Annotated in this window: 15 protein-coding genes; 7 read left to right on the forward strand and 8 right to left on the reverse strand. The window is 55.8% G+C overall.

The genetic code is table 11. The features are described 5' to 3' along the window. Positions 1–10 precede the first annotated feature (10 nt). Together ampE and ampD are read right to left on the reverse strand one after the other, a co-directional pair. Positions 11–865, reverse strand: a complete 855-nt coding sequence (ampE, locus tag C6A40_RS02860) for a beta-lactamase regulator AmpE (RefSeq protein WP_045335683.1) — start codon at positions 863–865, stop codon at positions 11–13. A 9-nt stretch (positions 866–874) separates the two neighbouring features. After that, positions 875–1,426 carry a 1,6-anhydro-N-acetylmuramyl-L-alanine amidase AmpD gene (gene ampD / locus C6A40_RS02865; RefSeq protein ID WP_114191233.1) on the reverse strand — a complete coding sequence of 184 codons (552 nt, stop codon included), beginning with the start codon at positions 1,424–1,426 and terminating at the stop codon, positions 875–877. Between the two features lie 87 nt (positions 1,427–1,513). On the opposite strand from ampD, the gene nadC reads away from it, so the two are divergent. The 4 genes from nadC to hofC all read left to right on the forward strand — a co-directional run bounded on the left by nadC (position 1,514) and on the right by hofC (position 5,586). After that, a complete protein-coding gene (gene nadC / locus C6A40_RS02870; RefSeq protein WP_021240514.1) occupies positions 1,514–2,407 on the forward strand; it encodes a carboxylating nicotinate-nucleotide diphosphorylase in 894 nt (297 codons plus the stop codon). 174 nt (positions 2,408–2,581) lie between these two features. Next, entirely contained in the window at positions 2,582–3,019 is a 438-nt protein-coding gene (gene ppdD / locus C6A40_RS02875; RefSeq protein ID WP_021240515.1) for a prepilin peptidase-dependent pilin, read from the forward strand. A 10-nt stretch (positions 3,020–3,029) separates the two neighbouring features. Continuing rightward, positions 3,030–4,412, forward strand: a complete 1,383-nt coding sequence (gene gspE, locus C6A40_RS02880; protein ID WP_045335681.1) for a type II secretion system protein GspE — start codon at positions 3,030–3,032, stop codon at positions 4,410–4,412. Continuing rightward, positions 4,402–5,586: a protein transport protein HofC gene (gene hofC / locus C6A40_RS02885; RefSeq protein ID WP_045335679.1), complete on the forward strand. Its 1,185-nt coding sequence runs from the start codon at positions 4,402–4,404 to the stop codon at positions 5,584–5,586. Before gspE ends, hofC begins: the two co-directional genes overlap by 11 nt. A 41-nt stretch (positions 5,587–5,627) precedes the next feature. Here the strand turns inward: hofC and C6A40_RS02890 are convergent, their stop codons facing one another. Continuing rightward, positions 5,628–6,671: a GMP reductase gene (locus C6A40_RS02890; RefSeq protein ID WP_023293282.1), complete on the reverse strand. Its 1,044-nt coding sequence runs from the start codon at positions 6,669–6,671 to the stop codon at positions 5,628–5,630. Between the two features lie 228 nt (positions 6,672–6,899). On the opposite strand from C6A40_RS02890, the gene coaE reads away from it, so the two are divergent. From coaE to yacG, 3 genes are read left to right on the forward strand one after another with little or no spacing between them, the layout of a single operon-like run. After that, entirely contained in the window at positions 6,900–7,520 is a 621-nt protein-coding gene (gene coaE / locus C6A40_RS02895) for a dephospho-CoA kinase (protein WP_114191234.1), read from the forward strand. Continuing rightward, positions 7,520–8,263 carry a cell division protein ZapD gene (gene zapD, locus C6A40_RS02900; protein ID WP_008501972.1) on the forward strand — a complete coding sequence of 248 codons (744 nt, stop codon included), beginning with the start codon at positions 7,520–7,522 and terminating at the stop codon, positions 8,261–8,263. Before coaE ends, zapD begins: the two co-directional genes overlap by 1 nt. A 9-nt stretch (positions 8,264–8,272) precedes the next feature. After that, a complete protein-coding gene (gene yacG, locus C6A40_RS02905; RefSeq protein ID WP_021240519.1) occupies positions 8,273–8,467 on the forward strand; it encodes a DNA gyrase inhibitor YacG in 195 nt (64 codons plus the stop codon). A 25-nt stretch (positions 8,468–8,492) separates the two neighbouring features. Here yacG and mutT read toward each other — a convergent pair whose 3' ends face one another. The 5 genes from mutT to ftsZ all read right to left on the reverse strand — a co-directional run bounded on the left by mutT (position 8,493) and on the right by ftsZ (position 14,668). Beyond that, entirely contained in the window at positions 8,493–8,894 is a 402-nt protein-coding gene (gene mutT / locus C6A40_RS02910) for an 8-oxo-dGTP diphosphatase MutT (protein ID WP_039265675.1), read from the reverse strand. Between the two features lie 57 nt (positions 8,895–8,951). Next, positions 8,952–11,657, reverse strand: coding sequence for a preprotein translocase subunit SecA (gene secA / locus C6A40_RS02915; protein WP_021240521.1), 2,706 nt, complete (start codon positions 11,655–11,657; stop codon positions 8,952–8,954). A gap of 58 nt (positions 11,658–11,715) precedes the next feature. Continuing rightward, positions 11,716–12,219: a secA translation cis-regulator SecM gene (gene secM / locus C6A40_RS02920; RefSeq protein ID WP_072204985.1), complete on the reverse strand. Its 504-nt coding sequence runs from the start codon at positions 12,217–12,219 to the stop codon at positions 11,716–11,718. Positions 12,220–12,497: 278 nt separating this feature from the next. Further along, positions 12,498–13,415, reverse strand: a complete 918-nt coding sequence (gene lpxC, locus C6A40_RS02925; RefSeq protein ID WP_008501977.1) for a UDP-3-O-acyl-N-acetylglucosamine deacetylase — start codon at positions 13,413–13,415, stop codon at positions 12,498–12,500. 101 nt (positions 13,416–13,516) lie between these two features. Beyond that, positions 13,517–14,668 carry a cell division protein FtsZ gene (gene ftsZ, locus C6A40_RS02930; RefSeq protein ID WP_008501978.1) on the reverse strand — a complete coding sequence of 384 codons (1,152 nt, stop codon included), beginning with the start codon at positions 14,666–14,668 and terminating at the stop codon, positions 13,517–13,519. Positions 14,669–14,679 lie beyond the last annotated feature (11 nt).

A 14,679-nucleotide genomic window follows, 5' to 3' on the forward strand; every position in this document is an offset into this window, starting at 1 on the left:
GCGCGCTGGCTTACACCAGCGTGCCGTAGATCGTCAGCAGCGCCACGATAACCACGACCACAAACGACGTTTTCTTCGCCATGGAGACAGCGGCTTTCGGCGTTTCAATCTTGTCGGTATGCGGCTCGCGCGCCAGCGAGAACTGCGCCAGACGCGTTAACACCTGATACTGCGACGTATGGCGATCGGCAAGCGAGGCGAACCACGCGGGCAGCGCTTTTTCACCGTGGCCAATTAACGCGTACACCACGCCCACCAGACGCACCGGAAGCCAGTCAACCACGTGCAGGATGGCATCAATGCCGGACAGCAAACGCTCGTGCGGCGTCAGATAGCGGGCAAGCCAGGTCTGCCAGGCGCGCAGGAACGCATACCCCATCAGCAAGACCGGTCCCCATGGACCGCCCACCACAAACCAGAACAGCGGCGCCAGGTAGTAACGGAAGTTAATCCACAGCAGCGCGTTCTGCAGTTCGCGCAGGAACTCGCGTTCGTCGCAGTCCGGCGGCACGCCGTGGATCATCGTCAGCTCGCTCGCCATGGCATTGCGCGCATGGGCATCGTCACGGGAGGCAGCTTTCAGGTACGCGTGATAGTGCAAACGCACCTTGCCCGCACCAATGCACAGCACACCGAGCAGGATCCACACCACCAGCAGCGGCACGTTGAAAAAGAGTCCATACAGCGAGCGCAGCAGCAGGAACGTAATCACCATCACGCCCGCCATCATCAGCAGCGTGCGCAGCATGGAAAAGTGCTTGATACGGCGGAATAACACCTCCAGCCGGTGATCCAGATGCCAGTGCTCACCGAGCTTGAACAGGCGTTCAGCGATGATAACCAGCAGTATGGTAAACAACGTCATGGTATCTCCTTATTCTGACGACGCGGTGAGCATGGCGCGGAACCGCGGCCAGTCAAATGCCGGGCCGGGATCGGTTTTTCTCGCCGGAGCGATATCGCTGTGCCCGGTAATATTGTCGGCAATGGCCGGGTAAAGTCCGATAAGCGTGCGGGTCACAGCCGCTAGCTGTTGATACTGTGAATCGGTGTAGGGCGTGGTATCCGTGCCTTCCAGTTCGATCCCGATAGAAAAATCGTTGCACCGTTCGCGCACGTGATACATCGACACCCCGGCATGCCAGGCGCGCTTATCAAAGGGAACATACTGAACCACTTCACCATCGCGACGAATCAGGCAATGAGCCGACACGCGTAGATGCGCAATCTCAGCAAAGAAAGGATGGGCATCGGGATCTATCGTTCCCGTGAATAACGCATCGATCCACGGGCCGCCGAATTCCCCCGGCGGGAGACTAATATTATGAACCACCAGCAGTGTGGGCTTTTCATCCTCCGGGCGGCAGTCGTGGTGCGGCGAAGGCACATGCCGCGCATCCACCAGCCATCCGTTTTCTAACAACATGCTGGAACTCCTTATGTATGGTGCTGTTACTCGGTTCAGAGTAGCATGTTTCAATATTTTGATTCGTTACCAATTTGGAGTTTTATCATGCCGCCTCGCCGCTACAACCCCGACCACCGACGTGAAGCGCTTCTGGAACGTATTAATATGGATATTCCGGCAAGCGTTGCCCATGCTTTGAAAGAAGATCTGGGCGGTGACGTCAATGCCGATAAAGATATTACCGCACAATTGTTGCCGAAAGAGACGCGCTCCCACGCGGTCATTATCACCCGCGAAGAAGGTGTGTTTTGCGGCAAGCGCTGGGTTGAAGAGGTCTTTACCCAGCTGGCGGGCGATGATGTGCAGGTCACATGGCACGTGGAGGACGGCGATAGCGTCACGCCAAACCAGCCGCTGTTCGAGCTGGACGGCCCTTCCCGCGTCTTGCTGACCGGCGAACGTACCGCGCTTAATTTTGTACAAACGCTCTCTGGCGTCGCCAGCGAAGTGCGTCGTTACGTTGACCTGCTGGCCGGCACCCGAACCCAGCTGCTGGATACCCGCAAAACGCTGCCGGGCCTGCGCACGGCGCTGAAGTACGCGGTGCTCTGCGGCGGCGGCGCAAACCATCGTCTGGGCCTGTCCGACGCTTTTCTGATTAAAGAGAACCACATTATTGCATCGGGTTCCGTACGTCAGGCAGTGGAGAAGGCCTTCTGGCTGCATCCGGATGTGCCGGTTGAAGTAGAAGTGGAAAACCTGGACGAACTGGAGCAGGCGATTAAGGCCGGGGCCGATATCATCATGCTCGATAACTTCGAAACCGAGCAGATGCGTGAGGCGGTAAAACTGACCAATGGCCGGGCCCAGCTCGAAGTCTCCGGGAACGTCACCTTCGAAACGATCCGTGAATTCGCCGAAACCGGCGTGGATTACATCTCCGTCGGCGCGCTGACCAAGCACGTTCGCGCCCTCGACCTCTCGATGCGTTTTAAATAGTGATTCCTCCCCTCTCCGCCTGGAGAGGGGAATTTCAGCCCCGCTCGCAAATCCGCTGTTCTTTCCTGCAACACCGCATTAATTCTCTGAACGCGCTTTCCCGTTCCCTTTTTTGCCCGTCGTTTCTGCCCTTTTGCGCTGACAGAGTAGCGCCACTTAACGTAAGGAGCAGATATGAACAGACAACACGGATTCACTCTTATTGAGCTGATGGTGGTCATCGGCATTATTGCGATTCTGAGCGCCATCGGCATACCTGCCTATCAGAACTACCTGCGCAAAGCGGCGCTGACCGATATGCTGCAAACCTTCGTTCCCTACCGCACCGCCATTGAACTTTGCGCGCTGGATCACGGTGGTGTGGAGAGCTGCGATGCCAACAGCAACGGCATCCCTTCCCCCACCACGACACGCTACGTTTCCGGAATGAGCGTAGCGAAAGGGATCGTGACCTTAACAGGACAGGAAAGTCTTAACGGGCTGGAAGTGGTCATGACGCCGCAGTGGAACAACGGCAACGGGATGACGGGCTGGACGCGCGTCTGCAACATCAGTGCTGATAGCGCTCTGAAGCAGGCCTGCGAAGACGTTTTCCGCTTCAACAATAACTGAGGAGCGGATAATGAATACCGATCAACTCGTGGCGCTTTGTCTTCGCCATCACGCACTGCTGCTATCCAGCGACAGTGAGAGGATCAACATTGCCGTCGTGGGAAAGCCCGCGACCGAACTCATGGAGGCGCTGCGTTTCGCGACCCAGAAACGGATTGATATTGAGTGCTGGAGCGCGGAGCGCATGGAAAAACACCGGCAGCTAACGTCACAATCGTATCTGCCCGGCGTTTCGCAAACACACTCTACGGTAGATGTCCTTAACCACACGCTGCAGCAGGCAATCAACCAGCGCGCCTCTGATATTCATCTCGAACCGATGGAGCACGCGTGCCAGATTCGTTTACGTATCGACGGCGTACTTTGTCCGCAGCCTCCGCTTGCCGCTGAACTGGCTAACCTGTTAAGCGCACGTTTAAAAGTGCTGGGTAACCTGGATATTGCAGAACGCCGACTGCCTCAGGACGGCCAGTTTACGATTGAACTGGCCAATGAGCCGGTCTCGTTTCGGATCGCGACGCTTCCCTGCAGCGGCGGCGAAAAAATTGTGCTGCGCCTCCTGCATCAGGTTCCGCAGGCCCTTGAGCCGAAAGCGCTTGGCATGAATGCTGAACAGTTGGCCTGTTTTAATGCGGTTCTCCACCAGCCGCAGGGGCTGATTCTGGTCACCGGCCCTACCGGCAGCGGCAAAACCGTGACGCTGTACAGCGCGCTGCAGTCGCGTAACACCCCTGACGTCAACATCTGCAGCGTGGAAGATCCTATTGAGATCCCCCTTGCCGGATTAAACCAGACGCAGATTAATCCCCGGGCGGGTTTAACCTTCCAGAACGTGCTGCGCGCACTGCTACGTCAGGATCCCGACATCATTATGGTCGGCGAAATCCGTGACGGAGAAACGGCCGGGATTGCCATTAATGCTGCCCAGACCGGGCATCTGGTGCTGTCGACCCTGCACACCAACTCGACGACGGAAACGCTCATTCGCCTGGAGCAGATGGGCGTCGCGCGCTGGATGATTTCTTCCGCGCTGACGATGGTGATTGCCCAGCGACTGGTCCGGCGTTTGTGCCCACATTGTCGCCGGGAAACCCGCGATCAGGCTCAACTACCTCGCTCAGTATGGCCCAGGCCGCTTCCACGCTGGCAGCCCACCGGCTGCGATCGCTGTTATCACGGCTTTTATGGCCGCGTGGCCATTTTTGAAGTACTTGCCATCGACAATGCCCTCCGGCAGGCCATTGCCAGCGGGGCGGGAACTGACGTCATAGAGGCGAGCGCCCGGCAGGCGGGGATGGTTTCTCTTTTTGAACACGGCTGCAGAGCCGTCGAACAAGGGCTAACCACGATTGAAGAGTTGTTGCGCGTCCTGGGAATGCCCAATGGCGGCTAATCAGCTCTGGCGCTGGCGTGCGCTCACCAAAGATGGAGAGCCCCGAAGCGGGACACTCTGGGCCACAGACCGCAATGCGGTCTTCACCCGGCTGATGCGTAACGACCTCCATCCTCTGACGCTGACCCGATGCACGCAGCGACACCGCTGGCGTCCACACCACTGCGGCGAGATGTTTCATCAGCTCGCCTCGCTGCTGCAGGCTGGTCTGACGCTGTCCCACAGCCTGCAAATGCTGGCAGAGCAACATCCGTTAAAACCGTGGCAGGCGCTGCTGCAAAGCATTGCCGATGAGCTCAGTGAAGGATGCCCGTTTTCTGAGTCGCTAAAAAAGTGGCCAGCCGTTTTTAGCCCGCTGCATGTCTCGATGGTGAAAACCGGAGAGCTGACGGGGAAGCTGGAGGTGTGCTGTCGTCAGCTCGCGCAGCAACAAAAAGCGCAGCAGCAGCTCAGTGCAAAAGTGAAAAAGGCGCTGCGCTACCCGGCGATCGTCCTGACGCTGGCTGTGCTCGTCGTGCTGGCGATGGTCACTCTGGTCCTGCCCGAGTTTGCCGCGATCTACAAAACGTTTAATACCCCGCTTCCCGTGCTGACACAGATGGTTATGGGGATGGCCGCCTTTATGCAGTCATATGCCCTTGCGTTGTTCGTCCTGCTATTAGCCCCCTTAGCCGTCGCCTGGGCTCTGCGGCAGAATCCTCGCTGGCAGTGCATCCTGCTGCATACGCCCGTGATGGGCGCACTGGCAAAAGGTCAAAAGCTGGGACACGTCTTTACCGTGCTGTCACTCACGCAACAGGCGGGTATCCCCTTTTTACAGGGCCTGGAGAGTGCCGAGGAGACCGTTGAAAGTCAGTACTGGCAGGGAATACTGCGCGGCGTGCGGGAGGACATTGAAAAAGGCCTTCCCGTCTGGTCATCCTTTCAAAGAGCGGCAATCTTTACCCCGCTCTGTGTTCAGCTTTTACGAACCGGTGAAATGTCAGGTGCGCTGGATATCATGCTGGCAAACCTTGCCCGCCATCATACGGAACAGACCTTTCAACGTGCAGAGAATCTGGCGGCGCTTCTGGAGCCAGTGCTTCTGATAGTGACGGGGGTCATTATTGGTACGCTGGTGGTGGCAATGTACCTGCCGATATTCCACCTGGGAGATGCGATGAGCGCGGGATAGTACAACAGGGCTGGCGCACGGGCATGCGCCAGCGATAGCCATTACAGGCTGTTGAATACGCGGTTTTCTTGTTCCTGAACGCGAATAAACGTCGTACGCTTTGTCAGCTCTTTCAGGCGGGAGGCGCCAACGTAGGTGCAGGCAGAGCGCAGGCCGCCGAGGATATCGCGTGCGGTGTTTTCAACCGGGCCGCGCAGAGGCAGCTTGACGGTTTTACCTTCTGCCGCACGGTATTTTGCCACGCCGCCGACGTGACGGGTCATCGCAGACTCAGAGCTCATACCGTAGAACAGCATAAATTTCTCGCCGTTCTCTTCTACTACGGTACCGCCGCTCTCTTCGTGACCTGCCAGCATGCCGCCGAGCATCACGAAGTCCGCGCCGCCGCCGAAGGCCTTTGCGACATCACCCGGCATGGTGCAACCACCGTCGCTGATGATCTGGCCGCCCAGCCCGTGCGCCGCATCGGCACATTCAATGACGGCAGAGAGCTGCGGATAACCGACGCCGGTTTTGACGCGCGTGGTGCATACGGAGCCCGGACCGATGCCCACTTTCACGATATCGGCACCGGAGAGGATCAGCTCTTCACACATTTCACCGGTCACCACGTTGCCCGCGATGATGGTTTTCGTCGGCCAGGCCTCACGCGCCTTGCTGACGAACTGTACGAAGTGCTCGGAGTAACCGTTCGCCACATCAATACAAACGAAGTTCAGCGCCGGGTTAGCCTTCAGGATCTGTTTGGTCTTCTCGAAATCCGCATCGGAGGTACCGGTGGAGACCATCACGTGCTTCACCACATCAGCAGAGGCGGACGCCACAAACGCATCCCACTCTTCAGGGCTGTAATGTTTGTGTACGGCGGTGAGGATGTCGAACTGTGCCAGCGCGGTTGCCATCTCAAAGGTTCCCACAGTATCCATGTTGGCAGCGATGATCGGCACGCCAGACCAGGTCTGACCGGAATGCTTAAAGGTGAATTGACGTTCGAGTTCAACGTCTGAGCGACTTTTCAGTGTAGAGCGTTTAGGGCGGATAAGAACGTCTTTGAAACCTAACTTCAGATCTTCTTCGATACGCATGTGCGGATTCCTGGGGTTAGAGGCAAATATGTTAAAAGCACAACTCCAGTGACGCTATCATACGCACTAATACCTGCTCCGCAAGACTGCGAAATTCTCTTTTTTTACGCTACAATCCTATAAATTTACCTGGTAAAAAGCCGGTAAACAGGGCTAAACAGTTGCTGGCGCACCTGAGAGTTTTAATCAACTGATTTTAATAATGAATAATTCCCAGGATTTGATTTAATGGGGTATATCGTTGCATTAACCGGTGGCATCGGTAGTGGCAAAAGTACCGTTGCAGACGCGTTTTCTCGTTTGGGTATCACGATTATCGATGCCGATATTATTGCCCGCCAGGTGGTAGAGCCCAATACACCCGCGCTTAAGGCCATCGCAGAACATTTTGGCCAGGCAATCATCAATGCCGATGGCACGCTAAATCGCCGTCAGCTTCGCGAATGCATTTTTTCCGATTCAGCGGAAAAAGCCTGGCTTAATTCCCTGCTCCATCCCATTATCCACCAGGAAACACAGCGTCAGATAGCCGAAGCCCGCTCGCCCTATGTCTTGTGGGTGGTTCCGCTGCTGGTGGAAAATCAGCTGCATCAGAAAGCCGATCGGGTACTGGTGATTGATGTCACACCCGAGACGCAAATCCAGAGAACCATGATGCGAGACCATGTCTCGCGCGAGCATGCTGAACATATTCTCGCCGCTCAGGCCACGCGCGCTCAGCGCCTTGCCGTGGCGGATGATGTTATTGATAATAACGGCGCACCAGATGCTATTGCATCGGATGTTGCCCGTCTGCACGCGCAGTATCTGACGTTAGCCGGGCAGGCCGTTGCACAGGAAAAACCATAATGTCGACTCACATCCTTTTTGAGCATCCGCTCAACGAAAAAATGCGTACCTGGCTGCGCATCGAATTCCTCATTCAGCAGCTTTCACAACATCTGCCGGTTAACGATCATGCTACGGCGTTGCACTTCTTCCGCAATGTAGGCGATCTGCTGGATGTGATTGAACGCGGCGATGTCCGCACAGAATTGCTTAAAGAGCTGGAGCGCCAGCAGCGTAAATTGCAGGCATGGGCTGAGGTTCCGGGGGTGGACGTAAGCCGTATCGATTCCCTTCGTCAGCAGCTTAAAACCAGCAGCAGCATCCTGATGGCCGCACCGCGCGTCGGGCAGTTTTTGCGTGAGGACCGCCTGATTGGCCTGGTGCGCCAGCGCCTGAGCATCCCTGGCGGTTGCTGCAGCTTCGACCTGCCGACGCTGCATATGTGGCTCCATATGCCACAAGCGCAGCGTGACGCGCAGGTGAACAGCTGGCTGGCAAGCCTGGAGCCGATGCACCAGACGCTGTCGCTGATCCTCGATCTGATCCGTAACTCAGCGCCGTTCCGCAAGCAAACCAGCCTGAACGGTTTCTACCAGGACAACGGTGATGATGCCGATCTTCTGCGCCTGAATTTATCGCTTGGCGAACAGCTTTATCCGCAAATTTCCGGGCATAAGAGCCGCTTTGCGATTCGCTTTATGCCGCTGGACAGCGAAAATGGCACCGTGCCGGAACGCCTCGATTTTGAACTGGCCTGTTGTTAAGGAGTGCCGATGTCTGATGTCACCACCGTAAACTGCCCGACCTGTGGCAAAACCGTTGTCTGGGGCGAAGTGAGTCCGTTCCGCCCATTCTGCTGCAAACGCTGCCAGCTTATTGACCTGGGCGAATGGGCGGCGGAAGAAAAACGCATTCCGAGTAAAGGCGATCTTTCGGACAGCGATGACTGGAGTGAAAGCCAGCAGTAATCCGTAGAGCCTGCTGGCGCGTCGCTTAGCAGGCCTTCGGTTGTTCGACTAACCGCAGGATCACAGGCTCATTAGCTGGCGGGAATTTTTCGGCATCACTTGCCTGAAGCTCCACCCAGTTACCCGGCTGCCCCTCTTTCCCCCAGGGTTCACCTTCCCAGTTTTCCACCAGCCAGAACCACAGCGTGATGTGTCTGTCCGGAAACTGGTACTCAAGCTTATCAAACAGCGTTGCGCCAAGCGGGGTGATCCCCACCTCCTCCTGAAGCTCGCGAACCAGCGCCTCTTCCGGCGTTTCACCTGACTCGATTTTACCGCCTGGAAACTCCCACTTGTTCGCCATATGGGCGTCGGCAGCGCGCTGGGTGATGAAGATTTGATTTTGCGGGTTGCGAATAATCCCGACGGCAATTTGCAGTATTTTCATATTGTCACTTCCATAAAAAAGGCGCAGAAATCTGCGCCTTTTTGTTTTTTTATGAACTTAGCTCAGACGGCCGTGGCACGCCTTGTACTTTTTACCAGAACCGCACGGGCATGGATCGTTACGACCCACTTTACGATCGCCGGTTTGCGCGGCGATTGCCGCTGCGGCTTCGCTGTCGTCGGTCTGATGGCTCAGCTGTTGCATTTGTGCCAGACGCTCGGCTTCTTCACGACGCTGCTGCTCCATCGCTTCCACTTCTTCCGGCATGCGCACCTGAACCTTGCTCAGGGTGCTGATGACTTCATACTTCAGCGACTCAAGCATAGAGGCAAACATGGAGAAGGACTCACGCTTGTATTCCTGCTTCGGATCTTTCTGCGCATAGCCACGCAGGTGGATACCCTGACGCAGGTAGTCCATCGCCGCCAGGTGCTCTTTCCACAGGGAATCCAGCGTCTGCAGCATCACGCCTTTTTCGAAGTGACGCATCATCTCAGCGCCAACGACCTCTTCCTTGCGCTTGTAGACGTCCAGCGCGGTTTCGTAGATACGCTCGCGCAGGGTCTCTTCGTGCAGCTCAGGCTCTTTATCCAGCCACTCTTTGATAGGCAGATCGAGGTCAAAGTCGTTTTTCAGGCGTTCCTGCAGGCCTTCGATGTCCCACATCTCTTCCAGAGACTGCGGCGGAATGTGCGCATCAATCGTGGCTTTAAACACATCTTCGCGGATGCTGTTGATGGTTTCGCTCACGTCGGACACGTCCAGCAGTTCGTTACGCTGGGTGTAGATCGCACGACGCTGGTCGTTAGCCACGTCATCGTATTCCAGCAGCTGCTTACGAATATCAAAGTTGCGGCTTTCCACTTTACGCTGTGCGTTCGCGATCGCTTTGGTAACCCACGGGTGTTCAATGGCTTCACCCGGCTTCATGCCCAGCTTGCGCATCATGCCGGACACGCGGTCGGAGGCGAAAATACGCATCAGCGCATCCTCCATCGACAGATAGAAGCGGGAAGAACCGGCATCACCCTGACGACCCGCACGACCACGCAGCTGGTTATCGATACGACGCGATTCGTGACGCTCGGTACCAATGATATGCAGACCGCCGGATGCCAGCACCGCGTCGTGACGCACCTGCCAGTCGGCCTTAATCTGAGCAATCTGTTCAGGCGTTGGGTTTTCCAGCTCAGCCACCTCGGCCTGCCAGCTTCCGCCCAGCATAATATCGGTACCACGACCCGCCATGTTGGTGGCGATGGTTACCGCAGCCGGATAACCTGCCTGCGCAACAATATCTGCTTCTTTGGCGTGGAATTTGGCGTTCAGTACGTTGTGCTTGATGCCCGCTTTCGTCAGCTCGTGAGAAACCACTTCGGATTTTTCAATGGAGATGGTCCCCACCAGAACCGGCTGGCCTTTAGCAGTACGCTCGCGAATGTCTTCGATGATCGCCTGAATTTTTTCCGCTTCGGTCATGTACACCAGGTCCGGCATATCCTTACGGATCATCGGACGGTTGGTTGGAACGACCACGGTATCCAGCTTGTAGATAGAGCTGAATTCAAACGCTTCGGTATCGGCTGTACCGGTCATGCCCGCCAGCTTCTCGTACAGACGGAAGTAGTTCTGGAAGGTGATAGACGCCAGCGTCTGGTTTTCGTTTTGAATATCCACGCCTTCTTTGGCTTCTACAGCCTGGTGCAGACCGTCAGACCAGCGACGTCCCTGCATGGTACGACCGGTGTGCTCATCGACAATGATCACTTCGCCGTCTTTTACGATGTAGTCGACGTCGCGGGTGAACAGCGCGTGGGCACGCAGCGCTGCGGTCACGTGGTGCATCAGCATGATGTTGCTCGGAGAGTACAGAGACTCGCCCTCTTCCATAATGCCTTCAGCCACCAGCAGCTCTTCGATTTTCACCAGACCACGCTCGGTCAGGTTCACCTGGCGCGCTTTTTCATCCACGGAGAAGTGACCTTCACCCTGGAAGGTATCCGAGTCTTCTTTCTCCTGGCGCAGCAGGTGTGGAATGATTTTGTCGACTTTACGGTACATCTCGGAGCTGTCTTCAGCCGGGCCGGAGATGATAAGCGGAGTACGCGCTTCATCGATCAGGATGGAGTCCACCTCATCCACCAGCGCGTAGTGCAGCTTACGCTGGACGCGCTCTTCAGGGCTGAACGCCATGTTGTCACGCAGGTAGTCGAAGCCGTATTCGTTGTTGGTACCGTAGGTAATGTCCGCGTTATACGCTTCACGCTTGGCTGGTGCAGGCAGGCCAGACATGTTGATGCCGACGGTCATGCCGAGGAATTCGAACAGTGGACGGTTGTTTTCGGCGTCACGCTGCGCCAGATAGTCGTTGACGGTAACGACGTGAACGCCTTTACCGGTCAACGCATTCAGGTAAGCCGGCAGCGTTGCGGTCAGGGTTTTACCTTCACCGGTACGCATTTCCGCGATGCAGCGTTCGTTAAGCACCATCCCGCCCAGCAGCTGAACGTCGAAGTGACGCATGCCGAACACGCGCTTACTTGCTTCACGCACGACCGCAAATGCTTCCGGGATCAGGCTTTCTAAGGTTTCACCTTTTTCCAGACGCGCACGGAATTCCGCCGTTTTCGCTTTCAGCTCATCATCAGAGAGCTTCTCCATCGCCGGTTCCATACCGTTGATGACGGCAACAGCTTTGCGCATACGGCGCAGGGTACGATCGTTACGACTACCAAAAACTTTAGTTAATAATTTGATTAGCATAATAAATTCTCAAACGCCCCATCATGGGCAGATAAATTAAGGTATTGAAAAAGTTAATTTAGCTGAGGCGTTGAGGCCCGGCGCGAATGCCGTGAACCTGGCTAATCCAGGTTGAAACAGAGAATGAAACAGGAGGAACGAGCGCGCGTTGCGCCGTCTGGCGAACCATAACCGGCGGCTGGCTGTCCTGCGTGAGCAGCGCGTTGAGCGTGTCCAGCAGGGCAAGATGCTGCGCCTGCACCGGCAGCGCCTCTTCCGCAACAGGCATTGCCTGCGGCGCCATCGCGAAGGAGAGATGGCGGATAACCGTGCGGATAGCGTGCTGGTGCCAGTAATCAACGGAGAAATTCGGGCGGCGACTGGCTTCAAGCCAGGCGAGATTTGTAAAGTTAACCCGCGTATTGAGATCGTGTTTGCTGGTAGAGGTCTTCGTCGGCGTCGCCGCTTCGGCACTGTTGCAGAGCGCAGGCAAGCCGAAACTCGCCGCGACCATCCCTAATAAGAGATGCGGCCAGAAGTAACGTCTGCCAAATTGTCGCCAGCGCGTCAGTATTCCGCTCACTTGCTCCACCACATAAGCCAGCCTGCTACAGGCTATCTTCAGTTATTTTTTTAAGCGCCCAGATATTACCACTAAAGCCAATGCACATCAGCAGGAATGAGGCGCCGCCGCGGGGAAAAACGGTCAAGAATGCAGCTAACGCACACACTTTCTGCGCAAGACAGACTAGAAATAACGCTGGGGCAAACAAAGAAGGGTAAAAATAAAAACGACTGGTCTTCCTGGCCGGAGAGAGTACCAGGTTAACCAGTCGATTTTTTACGAAACGGCGTGAACCGTTACGCCAGAACCATGCTTGGCGCTTTGAAAGCCAACGGCAGTTCTGCTTCGTCTTCGAAGGTCACATATTCCCAGGCTTCCTGTTTTGCCAGGACGGCCTGCAACAGTTTGTTGTTCAGCGCATGACCGGATTTGAACGCGGTAAATGCACCAATGATGTTGTGACCACACATGAACAGGTCGCCGATAGCGTCCAGCATTTTGTGACGAACGAATTCATCTTCGAAACGCAGGCCGTCTTCGTTCAGTACGCGATAATCGTCAACAACGATGGCACAATCGAAGCTGCCGCCCAGGCACAGGCCGCGGGACTGCAGATATTCGATATCACGCATGAAGCCAAACGTACGGGCTCGGCTGATCTGGCGCATAAACGCATCGGCAGAGAAGTTCATCGCATAGCGCTGGGTGCTGGAATCAATCGCCGGATGGTTAAAGTCGATGGTAAAGTCCAACGAGAAACCATTGTACGGTTTAAATTCAGCCCACTTGTCGCCATCTTCGACGCGAACGGTCTCTTTGATGCGGACAAATTTCTTCGCGCAGTTCAGTTCTTCGATGCCGGCATCCAGCAACAGATAGACGAACGGTGCAGCACTGCCATCCATAATCGGGATTTCTGGCGCGTCGACTTCAACAATAATGTTGTCGATACCCAGACCCGCCAGGGCGGCGTTCAGGTGCTCTACGGTAGAAATCCGCACGTCATGCTCGTTCACCAGACAAGTACAGAGCATAGTATCACGCACAGATTTGGCATCGGCCGGAAAATCTACCGGTGGATTCAAGTCGGTGCGACGATAGATGACCCCGGTATTGGCCGGCGCAGGGCGTAACGTCAGCGTGACTTTCTTGCCGGTATGTAAACCGACACCCGTCGCCTGAACGATACGTTTAAGTGTCCTTTGTTTGATCATCGTATAATCTCGCCAAATTAACTATCCAACCGAGAGTGTATATCACTAACGGTGGGCCAGTTTAGCACAAAGAGCGCAAATCCCCTAATTCCAGCCAATTCTTAATCAGCTTGCTTACGCAGGAACGCCGGGATATCCAGATAATCTGGCTCTTTCGCCGTTTGCGGCGTTGGGTCGTTCACCACTTTCGCGGCCGGTTTCTGCTCCTGAGTCAGCGGAGACATACCGTGCTGCTGGTAACGATCCATTACCGGTTGCTGAGTCTGCTTGTTAGTCACTAAGGTAATCTCAGGACGCTTGTCCATACCGATACCGGTTGCCACAACGGTAACACGCAGCTCGTCGTTCATTTCAGGGTCAAGTGAAGTACCGATTACCACGGTAGCGTTGTCAGAGGCGAACGCACGGATGGTGTTACCCACGGTTTCGAACTCATCCAGACGCAGGTCAAAGCCAGCGGTAATGTTGACCAGCACGCCGCGCGCACCAGACAGGTCGATATCTTCCAGCAGTGGAGAAGAGATAGCCATTTCAGCCGCTTCTTCTGCACGGTCTTCGCCGCTCGCCACGCCAGAGCCCATCATCGCGTAGCCCATTTCGGACATCACGGTGCGAACGTCTGCAAAGTCAACGTTCATCAGGCCAGGACGGGTAATCAGTTCAGCGATACCCTGAACCGCGCCTTTCAGCACGTCGTTTGCTGCGCCGAAGGCGTCCAGCAGGGAGATACCGCGACCCAGAACCTTCAACAGTTTGTCGTTCGGGATGGTGATCAGCGAGTCCACATGTTTGGACAGCTCGGTGATACCCTGCTCCGCGAAGGCCATACGCTTCTTGCCTTCAAAATTGAAAGGCTTGGTCACGACAGCAACGGTCAGAATACCTAAATCTTTAGCAACTTCAGCCACAACAGGTGCTGCGCCGGTACCGGTACCGCCACCCATACCTGCTGCGATGAAGACCATGTCCGCACCTTCCAGTGCAGCGCGCAGGGCTTCACGATCTTCTTCAGCCGCATTGCGACCCACTTCCGGGTTAGCCCCAGCTCCCAGCCCTTTGGTGATACCACCGCCGATCTGGATAGTCTGGCCTACCGCCGTCTTACGCAGTGCCTGCGCATCGGTGTTAACCGCGAAGAATTCAACACCTTCAATGCGTTCACGCACCATATGCTCTACGGCGTTACCGCCGCCGCCACCGACGCCGATGACTTTAATCACCGCGTCGTTGGTCAGTTCCATAGGTTCAAACATAATTTCTCTCT

The organism is Enterobacter sp. GER_MD16_1505_Eko_090, from assembly GCF_003331015.1.
GTDB lineage: Bacteria > Pseudomonadota > Gammaproteobacteria > Enterobacterales > Enterobacteriaceae > Enterobacter > Enterobacter roggenkampii.

Bases quoted from the DNA above. Each gene is read 5' to 3' on its own strand.
- ampE (WP_045335683.1), bottom strand. From the start codon at position 865: ATGACGTTGTTTACCATACTGCTGGTTATCATCGCTGAACGCCTGTTC.
- ampD (WP_114191233.1), bottom strand. From the start codon at position 1,426: ATGTTGTTAGAAAACGGATGGCTGGTGGATGCGCGGCATGTGCCTTCG.
- nadC (WP_021240514.1), top strand. From the start codon at position 1,514: ATGCCGCCTCGCCGCTACAACCCCGACCACCGACGTGAAGCGCTTCTG.
- ppdD (WP_021240515.1), top strand. From the start codon at position 2,582: ATGAACAGACAACACGGATTCACTCTTATTGAGCTGATGGTGGTCATC.
- gspE (WP_045335681.1), top strand. From the start codon at position 3,030: ATGAATACCGATCAACTCGTGGCGCTTTGTCTTCGCCATCACGCACTG.
- hofC (WP_045335679.1), top strand. From the start codon at position 4,402: ATGGCGGCTAATCAGCTCTGGCGCTGGCGTGCGCTCACCAAAGATGGA.
- C6A40_RS02890 (WP_023293282.1), bottom strand. From the start codon at position 6,671: ATGCGTATCGAAGAAGATCTGAAGTTAGGTTTCAAAGACGTTCTTATC.
- coaE (WP_114191234.1), top strand. From the start codon at position 6,900: ATGGGGTATATCGTTGCATTAACCGGTGGCATCGGTAGTGGCAAAAGT.
- zapD (WP_008501972.1), top strand. From the start codon at position 7,520: ATGTCGACTCACATCCTTTTTGAGCATCCGCTCAACGAAAAAATGCGT.
- yacG (WP_021240519.1), top strand. From the start codon at position 8,273: ATGTCTGATGTCACCACCGTAAACTGCCCGACCTGTGGCAAAACCGTT.
- mutT (WP_039265675.1), bottom strand. From the start codon at position 8,894: ATGAAAATACTGCAAATTGCCGTCGGGATTATTCGCAACCCGCAAAAT.
- secA (WP_021240521.1), bottom strand. From the start codon at position 11,657: ATGCTAATCAAATTATTAACTAAAGTTTTTGGTAGTCGTAACGATCGT.
- lpxC (WP_008501977.1), bottom strand. From the start codon at position 13,415: ATGATCAAACAAAGGACACTTAAACGTATCGTTCAGGCGACGGGTGTC.
- ftsZ (WP_008501978.1), bottom strand. From the start codon at position 14,668: ATGTTTGAACCTATGGAACTGACCAACGACGCGGTGATTAAAGTCATC.